Source organism: Desulfovibrio sp. ZJ200, from assembly GCF_011039095.1.
GTDB lineage: Bacteria > Desulfobacterota > Desulfovibrionia > Desulfovibrionales > Desulfovibrionaceae > Desulfovibrio.
The window spans coordinates 57592-79825 of the sequence record NZ_JAAKEH010000002.1 but is presented as its reverse complement, the minus strand read 5'-3'; the positions used below and the strand labels follow the sequence as shown (position 1 = coordinate 79825).

The window sequence follows — 22234 nt, the reverse complement described above, 5'->3', positions numbered from 1 at the left end:
CCCCCTGCCTTTCAAAGTAAAGTTTTCAGATTTTCCGCCATGCCGGCAAGCTCCAGATCGTTTTCGCGAAATGCTTTGAGCTGGGCCAGACCGTAGAGCTTGCGGGGAATTTCCGGCGACACATCCCGAAAAAGCAAGGGATCGTCGCCAATCGGCGGCTCTTGCAGCCCCCTCCGCGCACTTGCCAGCAAGCGCGCGGGCACAGCCTGATCCGGCATGAGACGTAAGCCCATGTGCAGGCTGAAGGCGGTCAGGAAAAGGCTTTCCGGAAAAAAATGGAGCGCGGCAGAGGCTATTTTCTCCCAGCAGTGCGGCAAGCTGAGTATGGTTCTCACAATCCCGGCCTCGCCGAGCGTCAAAGACGGGTTGTTGCGTTCAATGCTGATCCATTCCGGCCGCGGCCGGTCACGCAGAAAATCATCCAATTGCTCCGCCAGGTCTTGCAGACCGCTTTCCACGGGCAGCATACCCCGTTCCCGTTGTCGCCGGATATGCTCGCGGCAGGGGCCGGGCGACTCCAGACCCATGCGCACAGCCCGGATCAGGGCTTGATACGTCCGCGCGCAAAAGCCGGTAGGAAGCGTGTCGAGCGTCCTGCGGCTACGGACGTATTCCCAGGGCTGGAAACTCACTGCGGGGCGCAGGGTGGTAAAAGCAAAGCTGTTGGCAATGTGCGAGAAATCCGTGACCAGCACGGCGGCGCGGCTGAATGCGGGCGCGCGCTGCGGATCGGTGTCGAGCTCGAAGCGGGGCTCATGCGCAAAAGCCGCCAGCAGGGCTTGCACCTGGGGATGCTCCAGATCAGTACGATAGGGGCGGAAAATCAATTGCAAATGAGGAAAAGAATCCAGAAGGCAGCGCACAATGCGTTTCCCATAGCGTTCCAGGCGGCAGCCGCCCGCGCTCGGACGATAGTCTGCTAAAATGGGGGCATAAAGAATGGCATCGCGTTCCACCCTGCCTTCCAGCTCGGCCAGTTTGTGGTAGAGCACAGCAGAACGCGGATAGCCGCTGGCCAGGATATAAAAATGCGGGGAGGGGCGTTTGCAGCCTGACGGAGGCACAATGCCGGTCCAAAGAGCTTGCACCTGCTCGCGGGTGGATTGAGTCAAAGAACAGGATGTCAGATAGCCGTCAAAATATGCCTGATGGTACACAGCGTCCACAAAATTGGTGCTGCAGGACCAGGAGCAGCCGTGCGCGCAGGCCAGCACCCGTGACCGGGGGGGAAAGTCTGTTGCCACCCCTTCCATGTCCGAAACGATGAAGAGCTGCACGCGCGACAGCGCAGCAACGCTGCCGCGCGCAAGTTCCAGCGTCAGCTCGGTCCCATCCAGCCGGGCCGCGCCCACGGCTTCGCGGGCCAGCAGGCCGACAACGGCATAGCCTCTGCGGCGCAATTCCAGCGCCAGGGGGTTCATCCACTCGTCCTGGCTGACCTGGGTATTGCCGATATAAAAACCTACGAGAGTCTGCGCGGGATCGAAGCGCTCACAGAGCAGCGTGTTGTATTCCTGGCCGCGCAAGGCGCTTTCTTCGGTAGGGGCTGAAGACATTATGAGACTCCGTGAGGCTGCTGCGACGACACCAGGAAGACGGCATCCGGCCGCCATCCTGCCGTAACGCGGTGTAAACTGGGAGAAAAACATTTTCGGGCTGCGCGCGTGTTCAAAGGCACTATGCGCTATGTGTACTGCGGTTCGTTTTCCTTGATGATCTGAAAGGCCTTCATGGCCTTGACCGTGCCCGCGATGCCCTGGTACTTGCTGACCCCGGCCACGGTGCAGGAAAGTAGATCCTCCACGTCGGTATCCAGCACCAGCACGTCGCCCACCTGCATGCGCAGCAACTGGTTGCCCGTGATTGTGGTACTGCCGAAATGCACCTTGAGTTCCACCGGCGTTTCCAGGAGCCGTTCCTTGAGGCGCGCCACCCAGGCATGGTCCACCTCCAGACGCTCGGTCTGAAAGCTGGCGTGCAGTTTGGAGCGGATGGGCTCGATGGTGGCATAGGGCAGGCAGACGATCATGGAGCCCAAAGCCGTGTCCAGCTCCACTTCAAAGGTGATCACCACCACCACGTCGCTGGGCGGCACAATGGCCGCGAACTGAGGGTTGATTTCACTGCGCACCAGCTCCAGCTTCACGTCATGCACCGGGCGCCAGGATTCCTCCATATTGTCCAGGGCAATCTTGACGATCTTGTCCACCACGGCTTGCTCAATGCGGGTAAACTCGCGGCCCTCGATCTTGGGCTGGGAGCCCGCGCCGCCGAAGACGTTTTCCACCAGGGCAAAGACCAGGCGCGAATCCACTACCATGATCGCATTGCCGCGCAAGGGATCCATCTTGAAGATATTGATGGAGGTGGGCACGGGCAGGGAGCGCATGAACTCGCCGAACTTGGTCATGTCAATGGAAATGGGGTTCAGCTCCACGCGCTTGCGCACCGCATTGGACAGGGCATTGGTGCAGAGCCGGGCGAAACGGTCGTTGACAATTTCCAGCACCGGCATGCGGCCCCGGATGATCCGGTCCTGATTGGCGAGGTCAAAGGCCACGATGCCGGATTCATCCTCCGGCACTTCCACTTCGCTTTCGATCTCGCCGCCGGAAAGCCCGCGCAACAGGGCGTCCACTTCATCTTGCGCCAGCACTTTATTCATAATGAGCCTCAGAGGTTCTGCTGCGATTCCTGTGCGGAGCAGCGCAAGGGCGCGGTGCTCCTGCCGTCACATTGCAAAAAAAAGGCCAGGTTGACAAGGGCATGGGCAAAATCGCCACAGTGCGACCGCGGGCACAGCGCCGGCAAATGTAACACAGCCCGGCCTTGCAATGGGCGCGCCTTTGGGGCAGGTTGGGACCATGAAATTGCGCCTGATCCCGGCCGCCCGCGAGCGCGCCGTCCCCGGCTCGCCGCTGCCGCGCGCCGTCGAACTCCATGCCTCTTCAGGCGAAACGCTGGCCCGCGCCATCTGGCTTTCCGGCCAGGTGCAGGCTCTGCCCCTCTGCGCGGGGCTTGGCCGTTGCGGCAGGTGCCGCGTGCGCTTTGTGCGGGATGCGCCCGCGCCCCTGCCCGCAGAAGAGGCTGTCTTTTCCGCCGATGCATTGGCTTTGGGCTGGCGGCTGGCCTGCCGGCGTCAAGTCCCTGACGCGGTCGCGGGCGGCATGCTTACGCTGGAATTGCCCGCGGAAGATTTGGCGGAAGATGCCGGGATCGCGGCCTTGCCCGGCGCGCCCGGGCCGCAGGCGGCGGAGCGCGAGCTTGTTCTGGCCGTGGATCTGGGGACAACATCCGTCTACTGGCGCGCTCCGGCGCTGGATGCGCCGCGCGGCGACCTGTTCGGAAAGGACGCGGCGCAGGGGCAGTTTTTGAATCCCCAGGCCGGGGCAGGGGCGGATATCATGTCGCGGCTGGCTGTGGCCCGCGAGCCGCAAGGCCGCAAGCTGCTGGCCGGGCTGGCGCGCGAAAGGCTGGGCCGGATTCTGACCGCGCTGGGCGCGGACGGCGGCAGGGTTTCCCGGATTTGTCTGGCAGCCAATACGGCCATGACCGACATTTTTCTGGATCGCGATGTGGCGGGTCTGTGCGCCGCGCCCTACCGCATCAGCCACAGCGGCCACGAGACTGTGCATCTGCCCGGATTGCCGCCTCTCTATATTCCGCCGCTGCCCGGCCCGTTTGTGGGGGGCGACGTGAGCGCGGGCCTTGCGGCCCTGCTGGCCTGTGAAACGCCGCGGCCTTTTGTGCTGGCGGATCTGGGCACCAACGGCGAGCTGGCCCTGGTCACTGAAAAGGACGAGCTTGTGCTGGCCAGCGTGCCCCTGGGGCCCGCCCTGGAGGGCATCGGGCCGGAATGCGGACAACTGGCGGGGCCGGAGGTGATCACGGAATTCAGCCTGACGCCTCTCGGTCTTGCGGCGCATCTGCCCGGCCCGGCGCATGAGCCGGGCACGGCCTGCGCCTGTCCTGCCTGCCGGGCCGCCACAGCGGGCGTCAGACGGCAGAGCGGCGAAGCCGCCGCGCCCGGCGTGCGCGGGATCAGCGCCACAGGCTATCTTTCCCTGCTCGCCGTGCTGCTGCAACTGGGCCTGCTGGACAGCAGCGGCCGCTTCCCGGCTTCGTCCTCGCCTCCCCCGCGCATGCCCCTGGCCCGCAGGCTGGCTGAGGGTTTTGCGCGCGGGCCTGCCGGGACGCGGCTGCACCTGCCCTGCGGGCTCTGGCTGGCCGCCGGGGATGTGGAAGTGCTGCTCAAGGTCAAGGCGGCCTTTGCCCTGGCGCTGGAGAAATTGCTGGCCGCGGGCAAGGTGCGGCCTGCGGAACTTGCCGCGCTCTGCCTGGCCGGCGCCCTGGGCGAGCATGTCCGGCCACAGCATCTGGAAACCCTGGGCTTTGTGCCTGCCGGTCTCGGCCCGCGCATCCGGGCTGTGGGCAATGCCGCGCTGGACGGCGCGGCCTTGTTGGCCCTTCAGCCGGGGCGAGGCGACGCTCTGGCCGAGCTTTGCGCCCGCGCCCGCCTGCTTGCGCTGGTGGATGATCCGGATTTTCAACAAGAGTACCTGCGCGGGATGCGCTTTGGAGCCTGAATGACACGCCGTGCCTCGTCCCCCTGCAAACGCTCGCGAGCCTCAAAAAAATCAGGCCCCGCTGGCGGGCAGCGCAAAGCGCGCAAGCCCGGTTCCGCTTCCACGCCTCGTCTCGGGGCCGGGGATGCGCGCTCTCCCCGGCTCCGGCCGCACCCCGGGCCAACGCAGGCAGCCGGAGCGCCCGCCGCGACGCCGACCCTGGTTGCTCCTTCCGGGCAGGCCCGGCCCGCGCTCGCGCCGGGAGCCTGGGCGCAGGTTCTCCCGCTTTTTCCTCCCCTGTCCGCTGCCGCGCGCGAGGCCCTTGAGCGCTTGCCTGAAGCACTGGCCAGGGTTCGTCCCCTGAGCGCCGCGCATCGTCGCTCCCTGCCCGAAGACGTGGCGACCCTCTCGCGCCTGCTGACATGTGAGCGGGGGGCGCTGCGCCGCCCCTACTGGAGTTCCCCGGCCTTTGTCAGCGCCTATCTGTACTATTTTCTGCCCTGGAATCTGCTGCGCCTGACGCGCCTGCTGCGCGGGCTGCCCCTGCCGGCTCCGCAGGCCCCTGCGTTTGCCGGGGGCCAGGCCCTTTTGCTGGATGCGGGCTCGGGCCCGCTGAGCCTGCCCCTGGCGCTCTGGCTGGCCCGGCCCCAGTGGCGCGAAGCGCCGGTGCGGGTGCTGGCCCTGGACAGCGCGGCTCAGCCCCTGGAGCTGGGCAGGGCGCTGTTTACGGCCTGGGGCCGGATTCTCGGCCAAAAGACCTGGCCCGTGCATACCGCGCGGGGGCCCCTGGGAAGCCTGGCGCGCCACGCCGCGCCCCTGCTTTCCGGCGGGCGCGGCGCGGGCCGGGATGCGCAACGCGGCCCACGGCTGCAAGGGGAGGCGGGAGCAGTCATCCGCCCCTGGCTGATCAGCGCCGCCAATGTGCTCAACGAGCTGCCGAGCGGCCGCCGTTTTGGCGGATCGGAGGAGGGAGAGGAATCTCCGGGCAGCCCGCGGGATGAACCTCTGGAGCGATTGCTGGACGCCTGGGCCCCTTTGTTGCTCCGCGGCAACGGCGATTTGCCCGCCCCCCCGGCTCTGCTCTTTGTGGAACCGGGCACGCGCCTGGGCGGCACGACAATAATGCGCCTGCGCGCCCTGGCTCTGGAGCGCGGTCTGAAAGCCCTTGCTCCCTGCCCGCACCAGGCCGCCTGTCCTCTGCTGGCGGGCAGCGGCGGTCGAACCTGGTGCCACTTTACATTTGACGGCATGGGCGCGCCGGACTGGCTGCGCCGATTGTCCGCGCAGGCGGGCCTGGCCAAAAGCGGCCTCTCCCTGGCGCCCTTGCTGCTGGCTCCCGATGTGGGCGCGGAGCCTGCCTCTGAAGCGTCCGCGCAGGCATTGCCTGCCGCCCTCCGCGTCTCAGGACGGGGCGCGCAACCGGCCCGCGTGCTCTCCGCGCCTTTCGCGGTGCCCGGGCTCGCGGGGCAGGCCCGCTATGCCTGCGCGGCAGCGGGCCTGCTTTTGCTGGAGGATGCGGCAACGCTGGCCTCCGGGGATCTGCTCCCCATCAGGCTGGAGTCAAACGCGCCCCGGGACGCCAAAAGCCGCGCTCGGGTGATCCGGCGGCCGCCGCCCGGGCGGGATTGAGCCGCGCCTGCTCCAGGGGCAGGTCAGGGCGAAAATATCCGCGGCTGCGGCGGGCGCGGTGCGGATGAAACATTCGCGCCGCGCGCAAGCCGGCAGATTTTTGCGAATTTTTTACGGGATTTTTCTCCGTGATTCCGCTTCCTTATCCGAAGAATGCGGGCTTGCGGGGCTTTTTTTTCGGCCTCGCTCGGGATATAAAGCCGCATGCCGTTCCCGGGAACGGCAGAGCGTCGGCAAGGGATGTCCCTTGCCGCACTTTTGCCGGCGGCGATCCGCTCTTTGCGCGTCCGACGGCAGCGGGCATGGTCTTGCCCCTAGAGCATAGTGCTTTTGAAACGCTCGCTCCGGCGCTTAACGGCGAAAGTAAATTTCGCCTGCGCCTACGCGGCGGGCATGGCTTCGCCCTGCCAGAGCGTTTAGCTAATTTCATTAGCAAAACGCTCTAAACCCGGGAGCGCGCAGCGCCATGTCCGGGGAAGGATTGTTACATAACTTCAAGCCCAAGGTTTACGTTTCGATGATCGCAATGCCCAAAAATCTGCCGCAGCCGCAACTCAAGCCCAACACCGAAGTGGTGCTGCAAAAACGCTATCTGCGCAAAAGTCCGGACGGCAAAATAGAGGAAAGCCCGCGCGATCTTTTCTGGCGCGTGGCCTCGGCCATTGCCGGGGAAGAGGCCAAATACGACAAGTCATCCCGTGAGCCCGCGGAATTGGCCCGCGATTTTTACGATCTGATGACCAACTGGAAGTTTTTGCCCAATTCGCCCACCCTGATGAATGCGGGCACGGATCTGGGCCAGCTCTCGGCCTGCTTTGTGCTGCCTGTGGGCGACTCCATTGAGGAAATTTTCGACGCCGTGAAGTACGCGGCCATGATTCACAAGTCCGGCGGCGGCACCGGCTTTTCCTTCTCGCGGCTGAGGCCGAGGGAGAGCAGAGTGGGTTCCACCGGCGGCGTGGCTTCCGGGCCGGTGTCCTTTTTGCGCATTTTCAACACCGCCACCGAACAGATCAAGCAGGGCGGCACCCGGCGCGGCGCCAATATGGGCATTTTGCGCGTGGATCATCCTGACATCCTTGAGTTTATCCGCGCCAAGGAAAAAGAGGGCGAATTCAATAACTTCAATCTTTCCGTGGGCCTGACCGAAACATTCATGCAGGCCGTGGAAAACGACGAGCAGTACGATCTGCGCATGCCGGGCAGCGGCGAGCCTCTGGAGCGCCTGCGCGCGCGCGACGTTTTCGACATGCTGGTCAAAAAAGCCTGGCAGTCGGGCGATCCCGGCATTGTTTTTCTGGACAGGATCAATCGCGACAATCCCACCCCGGATCAGGGCGAGATTGAATCCACCAACCCGTGCGGCGAGCAGCCGCTGCTGCCTTTTGAGGCCTGCAATCTGGGCTCTATCAATCTGTCCTGCTTTTATCTGCCGGGGCACAACGACGACGTGGACCCGGCACAGAAAGGCATTGACTGGGATGAGCTCAGGCGGGTGACGCATCTTGCCGTGCGCTTTCTGGACAATGTGATCGACGCCTCGCGCTTCCCCCTGGAGCGCATCAGCGAGACCGTGCGCAAGAACCGCAAGATCGGCCTGGGCGTCATGGGCTTTGCGGATCTGCTCTTTGAGCTGGGCGTGGCCTATGATTCGGAGCAGGGCATTGCGCTGGCCGAGCGGCTCATGGGCTTTGTGCAGGAGGAGGGCCACAAGGCTTCGGCCGAGCTGGCCAAAGAGCGGGGCCCCTTTCCGGCCTATGCCGCCTCCGTCTACGCGCAAAAAAAGATGGGGCCCTACCGCAACGCCACGGTGACCACCATTGCGCCCACGGGCACGCTGTCGATCATTGCTGGCTGCTCGTCCGGCGTGGAGCCGCTTTTCGCGCTCTGTTTCACCCGCAATATTCTGGATGGCGAGCGTCTGGTGGAGGTGAACCCCTATTTTGAGGCCGCGCTTACCGAAGCCGGACTGTTCAGCCACGAGCTCATGGACAGCGTGGTGGCCAGGGGGTCCATCAAGAGCATGGAATATCTCCCCGCCAGGCTGCGCAAGGTCTTTGTGACCGCCATGGACATTGAGCCGGTCTGGCATCTGCGCATGCAGGCCGCCTTTCAGCGCCATACGGACAATGCGGTGTCCAAGACCGTGAATCTGCCCAACAGCGCCACGGAGCAGGACATCTACGACATCTACTGGCTGGCCTACAAGGAAGGCTGCAAGGGCGTCACGGTCTACCGCGACGGCTGCAAGAGCATCCAGGTGCTGGCCACGGGCGAGGGCCAGAAAAAAATGGACGGCGACGTCGCGCCCGAGGCTGCTAGGCCTGCCTCCTCCGTGCGCAAGCGGCCGGACATTGTGCAGGGCTTTACCCAGAAAGTGCAGACCGGCCTGGGAGCCATGTACCTCACGGTCAACGAGGTGGACGGCGAGCCCTTTGAGGTCTTTGCCACCATCGGCAAATCCGGCCGCTCGATCACGGCCAAGGCCGAGGCCATCGGCCGCCTGGTCTCCCTGGCCCTGCGCTCGGGCGTGCATGTGCGCGACGTGGTGGCTCAGATCAAGGGGATCGGCGGCGAGCATCCTGTCTTCCGGGGGAAGGGCCTGCTGCTTTCCATCCCGGACGCCATTGCCTGGGTGCTGGAAAAACGTTACCTCAAGGATGAGCGTTTGGGCGACGTGAATGATCTGGAGGTGCAGCGCTGCCCGGAATGCAACGAGCCCCTGCTTTTTCAGGAAGGCTGCCTGATCTGCCAGGCCTGCGGCTTTTCACGCTGCGGCTAGTACTGCGCAACTTTCGGGCAGAGTGCTTTTAAACGCTACACAGAAAGTGAAGTTTTCTGTGTTGTATTGTCCTCGTCGCAGCCCCGCAATGCAGTCGGCAGGCCCGGAGCGTTACAGGAAAAGGAACGCTCCGGCCTGAGCAGCAGGGTCCATATCGCACAGGCATCGACCGGCAGATTTATGAAGTGGCTTACGCATCAAAGCGCGGCCGTGGCCGCGGCTCTGGCCCTGCAATTGCCGCCGGCGGGCATTGTTGCCGCCTGCGTGGGCGCTGTGCTGCCTGATGTGCTGGATCAGCGCCTGGCCGGTCTGGCTGGCTCAAAACGCGCGCGACAGCGGGTCTTCAACCGCATCCACCGGGGCGCGACGCACTGGTTCGGCTGGTGGCTGGCCCTGCTTCTGGCCGGGATGGTTTTGCCCCTGCCGCCCGCGGAGCGCGCCGCGCTTCTGGGCGTGGGCTTCGGGGGCATCTCGCATGTGATCCTGGATATGCTTACGCCCCAGGGCGTGCCCTTGCAGCCCTTTTCCCGCAAAGGACGCTTTTCACTGAAGCTCTGTTCAACGGGCAGCCTGGGCGAGTATTGCTTTCTGGCCGCCATCGTGGCTGCGGTCTGGCTGTTTCTGGGCGAGGACGTGCTGCGCCTTGTGCGTCATGTGGGACAAGGCCGCTTCTTCCTTTGATCTTCATCGGGCCGGACGGACTGTAGCGGGCAGGCGGCACGATCGCTGCTTCCCGGACACGGTCGCAGGATCGCAAAGGCAGGGGGGCGGCAGGCGCGGCCGTGAAGCCGGGCGCAGGTTCCGGCACGGCTGAGAGCGGATTCGGACAGGCCACGTCGCGCGGACGTTTGTTTGCAAGAGGCGCGTATGCTGAACGAGATGGTGAAAAAATACGGCGCAAAGGGCAAAGGGCTCAGCGCGCACGACAATGTGATCATCAAAGGCATGAAGGCCCTGCACCTGCTGGCCGCCACAGCCTGGGCAGGCGGCGCCCTTTCCATGCAGGCGCTCAGTTTTCTGAAACTTTCGTCCGCAGATCCGGCTTTTGCCGCGCTGGTGGGCCAATGCCTGCACTTTGTGGATACCTGGGTGGTGATGCCCGGGCTGGCAGGCTGCCTGCTCACCGGCCTGTTCTATTCCACCTGCACGTCCATCGGCTTTTTCAAATTCGCCTGGATCGGCTACAAATGGATGATCAGCCTCTGCGCGGGCTTCTGGGGCACCGTGTTCTGGGGACCGTGGGGCGACGCCTGGATCGGGCTGCTGGCATCCCGGGACCTGGACGGGCCGCTGCGTTTCGTGCGGGCCTGCATCCTGCCCGAAAGCATGAGGGAAGGCGCGCTGCAACTGGCAATCATTCTTTCCATGTGCCTGATTTCCGTGTACCGCCCCCTTTCCTTCCGCTTCCGACCGCAGGGATGGACGCACGAGAACGCCGGACACTGACGCGGCGCTGACCTCAGGCAGCCTGCCCTTGAAAAAGCGCAAGGGCGTTCGCGAACCGCTGGAACATGCCCCCTGCGGTTGGCGAACGCCCTGCGCGGCAGATTCCCGCAAAGACTTTTTCACACGGTTTTTATATCTTCCTGACCTCCGTATACCAGGCCGCGGCTTCTTCCAGCAGCTTGTTGGCGCGCGCGGCCAGGGCCTGCGGGTCCTTAAGGTAGCCATCCAGCAGCAGGGCGGCGTCAAAAAGGCCCTGGGTCATTTCAGCCAGCGTCCTGTCCTGCGCATCGGCCTTGTAGATCCGCAACATGCTGCGCAGCAGCGGGTGATCGCGGTTGACCTCCAGAACCTTCACCGGCAGGGAGTCGTCCTTCTGCATGACTTTGAGCAGCTTTTCCATGGACGAGGAAAGGCCGCCGTCAGGGGAAACCAGCACGACCGGGCTGTCTGCCAGACGGTGCGAGACGCGCACATCAGTGACCCTGTCGCCCAGGATCTCTTTCATGCGCCTGAGCAAATCGTCAAAGGTGGCATTGTCCTCTTCGGTAAGCGGCGCCGCGGCTTCCCTGCTCTCGCCCTCCTTGTCCTCAAAGGCGCTCAGGGCGTCATCGGCCGCGCTTTCCACGGATTTGAAATCCCATTCCTTATACTTGCCGATGCCTTCCATGACAAATTCGTCCACCGGCTCGAAAAGATAGAGCACTTCAATGCCCTTCTTGCGGAAAAGCTCCATGTGGGGGTTGAGCCTGGCGGCCTCGCGATTGGGCGCGGCCACATACCAGAAGGTTTTCTGGCTCCGGGGCGCGCGGGACATATACTCGTCCAGACTGGTCAGCAGTTCGGCCTCCGGCAGGCTTGAGGAGTTGAAACGCAGCAGCGCGCTGATCCGCTCGCGATTGGGGTAATCGTGGTAGCCGAGCTTGAAGACTTTGCCGTGCAGCCGCCAGAAACGATTGTAGCGCTCCGCATCGTCCCTGGCCGTTTTTTCCAGATGGCTCAGGGTCTGTTTGACAATGACCTGATGGATCTTGCGCAGCAGCACGTTTTCCTGGAGCGTCTCGCGCGAAATATTGAGGGGCAGATCCTCGGTGTCCACCACGCCCTTGAGAAAGGCCAGGTATTCGGGGATCAGCTCTTTGTTGCGGTTCTGGATGAGCACCCGCCGGGCATAGAGATCCAGACCCCAGAAATCGCGATCCGCGCCGAAGAAATCCTGCGCGCTGTCCGGGATGAACAGCAGGGCATTGAACTGCACCGGCACATCCACCGAGATATGCAGGACATCCAGGGGGGCCTTGGCGTCATAGGTCAGGGATTTGTAAAAATTGTCATATTGCTCCTTGCTGACTGCGGATTTGGGCTCGCGCCAGAGCGCGGGCTGGGTGTTGACCCGCTCCCCGTCCACGAAAACGGGAAAGGGCACAAAGGCCGAATGTTTGCGGATGGCCGACTCCACCCGGAATTTTTCCAGAAATTCCACGGCGTCGTCCTTGAGATGCGCTTTGACCGTTGTGCCGCGTGCGGGCTCGGCTGCGTCGGAAGGCGCAATGCTGTAGGAGCCCAGGCCGTCGCTGGTCCAGACATGGGCCGCGGCGTCCTTGCCGAAGGCCGGGCGGGAAGTCACTTCCACCTTGTCGGCCACCATAAAGACCGAATAAAAGCCCACGCCGAAACGGCCGATGATGTTGGCCGCATCCGGCGTCTCGGCCTCGCCGCCGCTTGTGCCGTTGCCTTTGGACTTGCGCGTCTCGGCCTCGGCCGCCAGATCCGCCAGAAATTCCTCGGAACCGGACTTGGCGATAGTGCCCAGGTTTTCGGCCAGTTCCTCGGCCGTCATGCCTGTGCCGGTGTCGGCGATGGTCAGGGTTTTGGCATCCTTGTCGATGCTGATCCGGATTTCCAGCGGCAGCTCCGTATCGCGCGGCTTTTCGCCGCGGCTGATGCGAAAGCGCAGCTTGTCCAACGCGTCCGAGGCATTGGAAATGAGCTCGCGCAGAAAGATTTCGCGATTGGTGTACAGGGAATTGGTCAGGATGTGCAGAACCTTGCGTACTTCAGCGCGAAATTGACGGGTCTTTTTGCCGGCTTCGGCCATAGCGAACCTCCTGGATTACAACATTACCCGTTACATTAAGGCCGTATTGCGCGGCGTCAAGGATCAGCCGATCTCAGGAGGGATTCACCTTTGAGATGACTGTCTTACAAAGTTCATTTTACTTTTACATGATTGAGAAAGAAATTTCACTCGAAAAATGAATCCTTCGATATCAACTATTGCTTGCTTTTTGACGAACTTCAGGCTATCTGCCATAGACGAAGTCGTAAGGAGGCCCTAATGGACGTTGTGATGCTTTCACGGCTGCAATTCGCTGTGGCCGTGTTTTTTCATTTTATTTTCGTGCCCCTGACCCTCGGCCTTTCCGTAATTATCGCCTGGATGGAAACCCGCTACGTGCGCACCGGCGATGAAATATGGAAACGCCATGCCAAATTCTGGGGCAAACTTTTCCTCATCAACTTTACCTTGGGCGTGGTGACCGGCATTACGCTGGAATTTCAGTTCGGCACCAACTGGTCCCGCTATTCCGAGTATGTAGGCGATATTTTCGGCTCGCTTCTGGCCATTGAAGCCACGGTGGCTTTTTTTCTGGAATCCACCTTTCTGGCCATCTGGCATTTCGGCTGGGACAAGGTCGGCAAAAAAACCCATCTGCTCTGTATCTGGCTGGTGGCCCTTGCGGGCAACATTTCCGCCTTGTGGATCATCCTGGCCAACGGCTTCATGCAGCGCCCGGTGGGCTATGTGATCAACGAGGCCGCGGGCCGGGCCGAGCTTGCCAATTTCTGGGAGGTGGTTTTCAACGGCTACGCCTGGGGCATGTTCGCGCACACCGTGCTGGCGGCCTGGGCCCTGGGCGGCTTTTTCGTGCTCGGGGTTTCGGCCTGGCATCTTCTGCGCAACAGGAACCAGGCCCACACGGATTTTTTCCGCCGTTCCTTCAAAATGATTGCGCCCTGGACCCTGATTCTGACGCTTGTTCTGGTGCTCAGCGGCGACGAGCAGGGCAAAGCCGTGGCCGAGCATCAGCCCGCCAAGCTGGCGGCCATGGAATCCCACTGGGAAAGCGGCACGAACGCGCCTTTCTATCTGATGGTCTGGCCTGATCCGGACAACGAGCGCAACAGCATCCAGGCCTTGGGCATTCCGGGGCTTTTGAGCTGGATCGCCTACAATCGCACCGACGCCGAGGTCAAAGGCCTCAAGAGCTTCCCCAAGGAAGACCGGCCCCCGGTCACGCCCGTGTTCTGGTCCTTCCGGCTGATGGTGGCCCTGGGCATGCTCTTCCTTCTGCTTTCTCTGGCGGCCACCCTGCAGCGCAAACGCCAGATGCCCTGCCGGGGGCTCCTGAAAGCCCTGGTCTGGAATATACCCCTGCCCTACATCGGCCTGATGCTGGGCTGGGCCGTGGCCGAAATAGGCCGCCAGCCCTGGATCGTCTACGGGCTCATGCGCACCACCGACGCCGTGTCCCCGGTGCCGGCCTCCAATGTGGCCATCTCGCTGGGCGCCTTCATCCTGGTTTATTCGGCGCTGGGCATCCTCGATATCTATCTGCTGCGCAAATACGCGCTCAAGGGCCCCGACGCCCGGGAGGCATAGTCATGTTGGAAACCACCTGGTTTGTGCTCTGGGCCCTGCTCTGGGCCGCATATTTCGTCCTGGACGGTTTTGACCTGGGCATGGGCGCGCTGCTGCCCTTCCTCGGCAAAACCGAGACCGACCGCCGGATCATGTACAATGCCGCCGGTCCCTTCTGGGACGGCAACGAGGTCTGGCTGATCGCGGCCGGCGGCGTGACCTTCGCGGCCTTTCCCACGGCCTACGCGCTCATGTTCAGCGCGCTTTACGCGCCCCTGCTGATCCTGCTCTTCGCCCTGATTTTCCGCGCCGTGTCCTTTGAGTTCCGCGGCAAGGTGGAACATGCCTCCTGGCGCTCCTTCTGGGACGGCGTGCATTTTCTGGCCAACCTGCTGCCCTGCCTGCTGCTGGGGGTGGCTTTCGCCAACCTGTTCATGGGCATCCCGGTGGACGCGCAGGGCGTCTATCACGGCAATCTGCTCAAGCTGCTCAATCCTTACGGTCTGGCGGGCGGCGTGTTCTTTCTCTGCATGTTCACCCTGCACGGGGCCATCTGGCTCGCCATCAAGAGCAGAGGCCAACTGCAGACCAGAGCTCTGGCCGCGGCCACCATGCTCTGGCCGCTCATGCTGGCGCTGCTGGTGGTCTTTTTGATCATGACCGCCTTTTACACCAAACTGTATGCCAATTACCTGGCCATGCCGGCGCTCTTCGCGCTGCCGCTGCTGGCCCTGGCGGGCCTGCTGGGCGCGCGCGCCATGCTGCGGGCAGGCAGGCTCTGGCTGGCCTGGGGCTGTAGCGCCCTGTTCATCATCGGCGTGACGTACTTCGGCGTCATGGGCATGTACCCGGGCATGATCATCTCCTCCCTGGACCCGGCGGCCACGGTGACGGCCTTCAACGGCTCTTCCAGCCCGCTGACTCTCAAGATCATGCTCGGCGTGGCAGTGGTCATGGTGCCTCTTGTTCTGATCTACCAGTTCTGGACCTACCGGATATTCTCTCAGCCGGTGACGGCCCGGGAACTTGAGGACGATCATGCATATTAGGGCAGGCTTATGATGCACTGCCCTTCCGGCCGCTTCAGCCCCCAACGGGAATCTGAACCGGCCGCAGCCCGGTAACAGATCAGCGCCGCAGGGGAATTGAACGCAAAACCCATGCGGCAAACCGGGCCAAACCGTATCCTTTAACCCTGAAAGCCGCACCGGTATTCTGCCCGTGCGGCTTTTCAACTTTATTCGGAGCAAACAATGAAACGATTCACAGGATTATTCCTGGCCGCCGCGCTGTGCGTCTCAGCCCTTGCCGCGTGCGCGTCGCAATACCGCCATCATGAACCCCTGACCTTCGAGGAGCAGGAGGCCCAGCGCGCCAAAGTGCAATGCCAGGAAGAAGCCACGGCCATGAACGGCCCCGGCATCTATACTTCCACCAACCCGCTCTGGGACTCCTATTTTGTGATGTGCATGCACCGTCTTGGCGTCACTGACGCCCAACTCAAAAAAATGTGGCAGTAACGCCCCACGGCCGTTGAACGGCCGTTGCGCTGCGGGCTGAGCACATCAGCCGCAGTCGTCTTATGTATCCCGGGCCGCAAGCGTGTATGCGTGCGGCCCGGGATACTGTCGTCCGGCGCGCCGGAATTTTCGCGCCCTAGAGCATTTTCTCTTTAGAGCAGATTACCTTTGACTTTTTATGAAAGTCAAAGGTGGCATTCAGGCGAAAAACGCGGTTTTCGCCTGAATGTACGCCGCGTTGCGGCGGCTGCCGCTTTCGCGTCAGCAGAGCATTTTCAAAGAGAAAATGCTCTAAAAATACTCTAATGAGATGCGTCGGCCTTTCCCCGGTTGACCGGCCAGGCAACTCTCTCTATACTACGGATATGTCTCAGCCACGTTCCTGTCGGCTCACAGTGCTGGATCTGGTGCCTTTCGGCCAGACCGGCCAGGAAAGCCGTTTCTTTGCCCTGCGCCTGACCCATCCCCAATGGGAGAGCTGGCGTCCGGGCCAGTTTGTCATGCTCCGCCCCACGTCCTTCGGCCTGGAAATTCCCTGGGCCCGGCCTCTGGGCATCTGTCACATGACCGCCCGGCATCTGATCTGCTTTTTTCAGGTCCAGGGCAAGGGCACCCGGCGCATGGCCGGGCTCAAGGCAGGCGACACGGTACAGGCCTGGGGTCCTCTGGGCAACGGTTTTGCCGTGGAGCCGGACACGCCCACCCTGCTGCTGGCAGGGGGAATGGGCATCGTGCCTTTTGTGGGCTACGTCAACGAGCATCCCAAGCCCTGGAATGTGACCATGCTTTTCGGCCACCGCGAGCCCATCAGTTGTTACCCGGTGGACAGCATCAACGAGCATGTGCCCCTGGACAGCCTGAGGGAACATACGCCCGGCGATCTGGACAACTTCATTTTTTCGTTGCAGGAGCGGATGCGCGAATATGCGGAGCAGAAAGGTCTGGTGCTGGCCTGCGGGCCCCTGCCCTTTCTGCGCACCGTGCACAAATTCGCCAGGGAACTGAACGTGCGCACCCAACTTTCGCTTGAAAACCGCATGGCCTGCGGCGTGGGAGCCTGCCTGGGCTGCGTGGTCAGAACAACGCAGGCCTGGCCCGTGCCCTCCAGGCGCGGGGGGCTGGTCCAGACCTGCAATCAGGGCCCTGTGTTCTGGGCCGAACATATTGAATTGTAAAAAGCGTCTTGTGCCGCCCGGACGGCCCGCAAGCCTTTGCAGTCCAGGGCTCCGGGCGCCGGCCCTGTCCCGCAGGGGCTTCTTTTCCGCCAGGGAACAGAATTCATCTTTTTACACCAGCCGGATGGTCAGGACAGCATGGATCTTTCCGTCACCCTCAAAGGGCAATCCCGCGATCTCAGATTAAAAAATCCGGTGCTCACAGCCTCGGGCACCTTCGGCTACGGCCTGGAATTCGCGTCCTACGGGGATTTGGCGAGCCTGGGCGGCATTGTGGTCAAAGGCCTCTCGCTCAAGCCGCGCGAGGGCAACCCCTGCCCGCGCATTGCGGAAACCACGGCGGGCATGCTCAATGCCGTGGGTTTGCAGAATGACGGGGTAGAGGCCTTCTGCCGGGAAAAGCTGCCCAATCTACCCTGGCGGGATGTGCCGATCATCGCCAATCTCTATGCCGCGTCCCCGGAGGAATTCGGGGAACTGGCCGCCCGGCTTGAAGCCGAGGAAGGCGTGGCCGCTCTGGAGATCAATGTTTCCTGCCCCAATGTGAAGCAGGGCGGGGTGCTTTTCGGCCAGGATCCCAGGCTGGCCGCGGCCGTGACCGCGGCGGTGCGCAAGGCCGCGCCGCGCAGTCATGTGATGGTCAAGCTTTCCCCCAACGTCACGGACATCGCGCTCATGGCGCGCAGCGTCGAGGATGCGGGCGCGGACAGCATTTCGTGCATCAATACGCTTTTGGGCCTGGCCGTGGACTTGAAAAACCGTCGTCCGGCCCTGGCCAATGTGCTGGGGGGGCTTTCCGGTCCGGCCATCAAGCCCGTGGCCCTGCGCTGCGTCTGGCAGGTGGCGCGGGCCGTCAAGATTCCGGTCGTGGGCGTGGGCGGCATCGTCAGCGCGGAAGACGCGCTGGAGTTTATTCTGGCAGGCGCGCACGCCGTGCAGGTGGGCACAGGCAATTTCATGCGGCCGGATTGCGCCTTTGCCCTGGCGGCCGAACTGCCCGCAGCCTGCGAGCGGCTCGGCATCCAACGTCTTGAGGATCTGCGCGGGACTCTGGCGGTGTGACGTTCTTGCGCGGCGACGCGGCGGGGCAAAAGCCCATGCGCCGCCCGCGTTTTCGGTTTGCCTTCCTTGCTCTGCAACCAACAAATACATTTTCAGAACATGCCCGTTACGATTATTCCGGCGCGCTCCGAGCAGGAGCTGAGCAGTTTTGTGGATCTGCCCTGGCTGATCCACGCGGGCGAGCCCCTCTGGGTGCCGCCCATCAAGAGCCAGGAGCGCGAATTGCTCACGCCGGGCGCGCACCCTTTCTGGGACACGGCCCGGCGCGAGCTTTTTCTGGCGCTGCGCGACGGCAGGCCCGTGGGCCGCATTGCGGCCATTGTGGACGAGAAATACAACGCCTATGCCGGCGAATCCTGCGGGGCATTCGGCTTTTTTGAATGCCAGAACGACCGGGAAGCGGCCCATGCCCTGCTCGACGCGGCGCGCCGCACGCTGGCGCAGGAGGGCATGACCTTCATGCGCGGGCCGCTGAATCCCTCGGCCAATTACATTTGCGGCCTGCTGGTGCACGGTTTCGAGCTGCCGCCTGTGATCATGATGCCCTGGAATCCGCCGTATTACGCGGAACTGCTGGAAGGCTGGCATCTGCGCAAGGAGCAGGACCTTTTTGCCTACCTCATTGAGCGCGAGCGTTTCTGCCTGCCGGACTGGCTCAGTGCCGAAGTGGCCCGGCTGAAAGAGCAGGGCCGCTTTACCTGCCGGACTTCCAGCAAGGCAACTCTGGCACAGGATATCCGAATCATGCTCGGCATCTACCGCTCATCCTGGGCCAAAAACTGGGGCTTCTCGCCGCTTTCCGAAGCCGAGGCAGAGCACCATGTCAAAGAGCTCAAGGGCGTGCTGGACCCGGAATTTTTCGTGCTCTTTTTTCACAACGGCCAACCGGCTGCCGGGATGGTCGCCCTGCCTGACATGAACCCGCTGCTCAAGCGCCTCAACGGCAAACTTGGCCTGACCGCGCTCTGGCACTGGTGGCAGGCGCGCGCCGAGATACGCGGCGGCTACCGTATCATCCTCTTCGGGATCAAGGAGGAATTCCGGCTCATGGGTCTGCCCCTGCTGCTTTTGGACTTCATGCTTGAAAAGGCGCGCAGAAATCCTGATTTTCAGTGGGTGGAAGGTTCCTGGGTGCTGGAGGACAATGTGGCGGTCAATGATCTGATCGAGGATTTTTCCGGCCGGATCACCAAACGCTACCGCATCTATCGCAGGGAGATCAGCGCATGAGCGACGTTGGCCCGGCCCTTTTGTCGCGGCTGCCGCGGCTTGACGGCAAAAAAGCGCTGGTCACCGGCGGCACGGGTTTTGTGGGCCGCCACCTGCTGCCGCGTCTTGTGGATGCGGGCGCGCAGGTGACCTGCCTGACGCGGGCCTCCTCGCGCGCGGCGCATCTGCCCGCGGGCGTGCAAACTGTCCGTGGGGATCTGGGCAACGGCCAGGGGCTTGAGCAGGCTCTGGCCGGGCAGGATCTGGTCATCCACATGGCCGCCTTGCTCTTCGGCCTCTCCTGGCAGGATTTTCTGCGGGCCAACGCTCTGGCCGCGTTCACCCTGGCCGGGGCTCTGAGCAGCCTGAAGGCCAGGGGCCAGGCCAGTCCCGGCCGCTTTGTGCTGGTCTCCAGCCTGGCTGCCGCCGGGCCCTCGGCCATGTCGCCGGGCGTCACGGAGGCCATGCCGCCCGCGCCGGTTTCAGCCTACGGCTGGTCCAAGCTCTTGAGCGAGCAGATTCTGGCCCGCGCTTTGGGAGAGCGGCTCGTGATCGTGCGGCCGCCGATCATCTATGGCTCCGGCGACAAGGGGCTGCTGCCGGTTTTCAAGGGCGTGCAAAAGGGCTGGGCAGTGAGCCCGGGCGCGTTTCGCGACTTTCCCGTTTCCGTGGTGCATGCGCGGGACATGGCCCAGGCCGTGCTGCGCTGCTGTGCTGATGCGGCGCGCGGCGTCTACTATGTGAACGACGGGGCCGAGTACAGCATGGAACAATTTTGCCGGGCCATGGGCGCGGCCCTGGGGCGCGGCGCGGCTCCCGGAAAGGGCCGGGGAGTGCGCGTGATCCGCATGCCCCTGCCGATCATGGCCGTGACCGCGGCCGCCTCCACGGCCCTGGGGCTTGCCCGCCATGCTTTTCTGTCCCGCTTCAGGGGGAAAGCGCCGGCTCGCGCCCCGGCCTGGAACCTGGACAAATACCGTGAGGCCCGCCAGCCGGGCTGGCTGTGCGACGCTTCCCGCATCCGGCGGGAACTGGGCTACGCGCCTGCCGTGAGTCTGGAACAGGGCATGGCCGAGGCCGTGCAGGGCTATCGCCGCGAGGGCTGGCTGTGAAGATTACCATTCAGGGATTGTCCAAATCCTTTGGCGGGCGCGACATTTTCAGCAATTTTTCGCTGGAGGTGGATTCCGGCGTGCGCTTGTGCGTCTGCGGGCCCAACGGCACGGGCAAATCCACTCTGCTGCGCCTGCTGGCCGGGGTGGAGGCCCCTGACGGCGGCCGCGTGATCCTGCCCAAAGGCTGCCGCCTGGGCTATGTGGAGCAGGAACTTTCCGAAGAAGCTCTGGACACGCCGCTGCTGCACTATGTGCTGGACGTGGTGCATGACTGGAATGACTTCTGGGCCGAGTGGGAACAAGCCGCGGCCCGCAGGGACGAAGCCCTGCTGACCCAGCTCATGCACCGTCAGGCCGAACTGGAGGCCATGTACGGCTACAATCCCGAGCACCGGGCCAAGGCCGTGCTGACGGGCCTGGGCTTTGCCGAGGACAAGTGGGCGCGCCCCCTGCGCAGCCTCTCGGGCGGCTGGCGGGAGCGGGCCAAACTGGCGCGCGTGCTCACGGCCGGGGCCGATGTGCTCTTGCTGGATGAGCCTACCAACCATCTGGACATGGAAGCCGTGGAATGGCTTGAGACTTTTTTGCTGGATTTCAAGGGCGCGCTGGTTTTTGTGGCCCATGACCGCCTGTTCATGGATACTGTGGGCAGCCATGTGCTGTATCTGGGCCTGTCCCGGCCTGTGTTCCGCAAGGCGACCTACACGCAGTTTCTGACCTTGCAGGAGGAATACAATGCCCAGCGCGAGCGCGAGGCCCGCGCCCTGCAGGACGAGCTGAACCGCAAAATGGCCTTTGTGGAGCGCTTCCGGGCCAAGGCCACCAAGGCCCGGCAGGCCGGATCGCGGCAGAAGATGGCCAAAAAGCTGGAAAAGGAACTGGAGGACTACCGGCCCGAGCCCAAACGCAAGGAACTCAGTTTTTCCTGGCCCGAGGCCCCGCACTCGGAAAAAATCGTGCTGGCCGTGGCTGATCTTGCCTTTCATTTCCCGGACGGCAAAACCATGTGGCCGCCCCTGACCTTCACGCTGTATCGCGGCCAGCGCGTGGCCCTGGTGGGCCATAACGGCTGCGGCAAGTCCACCCTGCTCAAGCTGCTGGCCGGGCAGCTGGAACGCTGCGGCGGCAATCTGGTCGCGGCTTCCCAGATGCGCCTGGGCTATTACACCCAGCACCAGATGGAAACCCTGCGCCCGGATACCACGGTGCTGGGCGAGATCCGCCGCCTTTCCGATCCGCGCACCACGGAAGAGGAGCTGATGAGCGTGCTCGGGCTCTTTCTGCTGGGTCAGGAGTATTTCGACCGCCAGGTCAGCGCCCTGTCCGGCGGCGAAAAAAGCCGCCTGGTGCTGGCCAGCCTGTTTTTGAAGCGCTGCAATTTTCTGCTTTTGGACGAGCCCACCAACCATCTGGATTTGGAAAGTCGCGAGGCCCTGGTGGCGGCTCTGCAAAAATTTACCGGCACGCTCCTGATGGTGGCGCATGACCGCTGGCTGCTCTCGCAGGTGGGAGCGGAAGCCTGGGAGCTGAACAGCGCCGGGCTGACCGCCTATGCGGATTTCAAGGCCTATGATGCGGCGCGCCGGGCGCAGCCGGTCGCGGACGGCGCGCGCCCCGGCATGGCCGCCGCGCCGCAGGCGCACAAAGGCAAGCCTGGGGGCGCGGGCGCCGCCAAAACGACCGCGCCCGTGGTCCGGCCGCTTTCCCGCGAGGATCAGAAGCGCCTCAAGCGTCAGCAGGCGGAAAAACGCAATGCCTTGCACAAGGAGCTCAAGCCCCTGCAAAGCAGGTCCGCGGCCCTGGAGGAAGAACTGGCCCGCGTGCTGCAAGAACAGTCGGACGTGGAAGGCCAGTTGGCAGACCCGGCCGTCTATGCGGATCACAGCCGTTCCGGCGAACTGCTCAAGCGTTTTGAGGAATGCAAGCGCCGCGGCGAGGAGTTGCTGGAGGAAATGGCCGGGCTGGAAGAAAAGATCGCGGCCATCAAAGACAAGTGCGGCTTCTAGAGCATTTTGCTTTTGAAATTGAATAATTTCAAAAGCAAAATGCTCTAATGAGGGCTGACCCTAGAGCAGATTACCTTTGACTTTT

General features: G+C 63.2%; 17 protein-coding genes. 13 read left to right on the top strand and 4 right to left on the bottom strand.

Annotated elements, in window-relative coordinates:
* Positions 1-11 precede the first annotated feature (11 nt).
* Together G7Y52_RS01100 and fliM are read right to left on the bottom strand one after the other, a co-directional pair.
* Positions 12-1556, bottom strand: a complete 1545-nt coding sequence (locus G7Y52_RS01100) for a hypothetical protein (protein WP_165064760.1) — start codon at positions 1554-1556, stop codon at positions 12-14.
* 128 nt (positions 1557-1684) lie between these two features.
* Entirely contained in the window at positions 1685-2665 is a 981-nt protein-coding gene (gene fliM, locus G7Y52_RS01095; RefSeq protein ID WP_165064757.1) for a flagellar motor switch protein FliM, read from the bottom strand.
* 199 nt (positions 2666-2864) lie between these two features.
* Here fliM and G7Y52_RS01090 point away from each other — a divergent pair, with 199 nt between their 5' ends.
* From G7Y52_RS01090 to G7Y52_RS01070, 5 genes are all read left to right on the top strand, one after another.
* Complete coding sequence (locus G7Y52_RS01090) at positions 2865-4586, top strand: ASKHA domain-containing protein (protein WP_165064754.1); 1722 nt, start codon at positions 2865-2867, stop codon at positions 4584-4586.
* Positions 4587-6194, top strand: coding sequence for a small ribosomal subunit Rsm22 family protein (locus G7Y52_RS01085; RefSeq protein WP_165064751.1), 1608 nt, complete (start codon positions 4587-4589; stop codon positions 6192-6194).
* A 517-nt stretch (positions 6195-6711) separates the two neighbouring features.
* Positions 6712-8976 carry a vitamin B12-dependent ribonucleotide reductase gene (locus tag G7Y52_RS01080; RefSeq protein WP_165064748.1) on the top strand — a complete coding sequence of 755 codons (2265 nt, stop codon included), beginning with the start codon at positions 6712-6714 and terminating at the stop codon, positions 8974-8976.
* 180 nt (positions 8977-9156) lie between these two features.
* The gene (locus G7Y52_RS01075; protein WP_165064745.1) at positions 9157-9657 is read left to right on the top strand and encodes a metal-dependent hydrolase; all 501 of its coding nucleotides are present in this window, start codon (positions 9157-9159) and stop codon (positions 9655-9657) included.
* Between the two features lie 186 nt (positions 9658-9843).
* Positions 9844-10422 (top strand): hypothetical protein, encoded by a 579-nt coding sequence (locus G7Y52_RS01070; RefSeq protein WP_165064742.1) that lies wholly within the window; start codon positions 9844-9846, stop codon positions 10420-10422.
* A gap of 130 nt (positions 10423-10552) precedes the next feature.
* Here G7Y52_RS01070 and htpG read toward each other — a convergent pair whose 3' ends face one another.
* Positions 10553-12517, bottom strand: a complete 1965-nt coding sequence (gene htpG, locus G7Y52_RS01065) for a molecular chaperone HtpG (protein ID WP_165064739.1) — start codon at positions 12515-12517, stop codon at positions 10553-10555.
* A gap of 240 nt (positions 12518-12757) precedes the next feature.
* On the opposite strand from htpG, the gene G7Y52_RS01060 reads away from it, so the two are divergent.
* The 3 genes from G7Y52_RS01060 to G7Y52_RS01050 all read left to right on the top strand — a co-directional run bounded on the left by G7Y52_RS01060 (position 12758) and on the right by G7Y52_RS01050 (position 15582).
* Positions 12758-14083 (top strand): cytochrome ubiquinol oxidase subunit I, encoded by a 1326-nt coding sequence (locus G7Y52_RS01060; protein WP_165064737.1) that lies wholly within the window; start codon positions 12758-12760, stop codon positions 14081-14083.
* 2 nt (positions 14084-14085) lie between these two features.
* Positions 14086-15111 carry a cytochrome d ubiquinol oxidase subunit II gene (cydB, locus tag G7Y52_RS01055; protein ID WP_165064734.1) on the top strand — a complete coding sequence of 342 codons (1026 nt, stop codon included), beginning with the start codon at positions 14086-14088 and terminating at the stop codon, positions 15109-15111.
* A 204-nt stretch (positions 15112-15315) separates the two neighbouring features.
* Positions 15316-15582 carry a hypothetical protein gene (locus G7Y52_RS01050; protein ID WP_165064731.1) on the top strand — a complete coding sequence of 89 codons (267 nt, stop codon included), beginning with the start codon at positions 15316-15318 and terminating at the stop codon, positions 15580-15582.
* A 136-nt stretch (positions 15583-15718) separates the two neighbouring features.
* Here G7Y52_RS01050 and G7Y52_RS01045 read toward each other — a convergent pair whose 3' ends face one another.
* The gene (locus G7Y52_RS01045) at positions 15719-15928 is read right to left on the bottom strand and encodes a hypothetical protein (protein WP_165064728.1); all 210 of its coding nucleotides are present in this window, start codon (positions 15926-15928) and stop codon (positions 15719-15721) included.
* Positions 15929-15947: 19 nt separating this feature from the next.
* On the opposite strand from G7Y52_RS01045, the gene G7Y52_RS01040 reads away from it, so the two are divergent.
* The 5 genes from G7Y52_RS01040 to G7Y52_RS01020 all read left to right on the top strand — a co-directional run bounded on the left by G7Y52_RS01040 (position 15948) and on the right by G7Y52_RS01020 (position 22149).
* On the top strand, positions 15948-16757 hold the full coding sequence (locus tag G7Y52_RS01040; protein WP_165064725.1) for a dihydroorotate dehydrogenase electron transfer subunit: 810 nt from the start codon (positions 15948-15950) through the stop codon (positions 16755-16757).
* A gap of 138 nt (positions 16758-16895) precedes the next feature.
* The gene (locus G7Y52_RS01035) at positions 16896-17819 is read left to right on the top strand and encodes a dihydroorotate dehydrogenase (protein ID WP_165064723.1); all 924 of its coding nucleotides are present in this window, start codon (positions 16896-16898) and stop codon (positions 17817-17819) included.
* Between the two features lie 99 nt (positions 17820-17918).
* Positions 17919-19049, top strand: coding sequence for a hypothetical protein (locus tag G7Y52_RS01030; protein WP_165064720.1), 1131 nt, complete (start codon positions 17919-17921; stop codon positions 19047-19049).
* Positions 19046-20140, top strand: a complete 1095-nt coding sequence (locus G7Y52_RS01025; protein WP_165064717.1) for an NAD(P)-dependent oxidoreductase — start codon at positions 19046-19048, stop codon at positions 20138-20140. The genes G7Y52_RS01030 and G7Y52_RS01025 overlap by 4 nt, the downstream gene beginning before the upstream one ends.
* Positions 20137-22149, top strand: coding sequence for an ATP-binding cassette domain-containing protein (locus G7Y52_RS01020; RefSeq protein ID WP_165064714.1), 2013 nt, complete (start codon positions 20137-20139; stop codon positions 22147-22149). Before G7Y52_RS01025 ends, G7Y52_RS01020 begins: the two co-directional genes overlap by 4 nt.
* Positions 22150-22234: the final 85 nt, after the last annotated feature.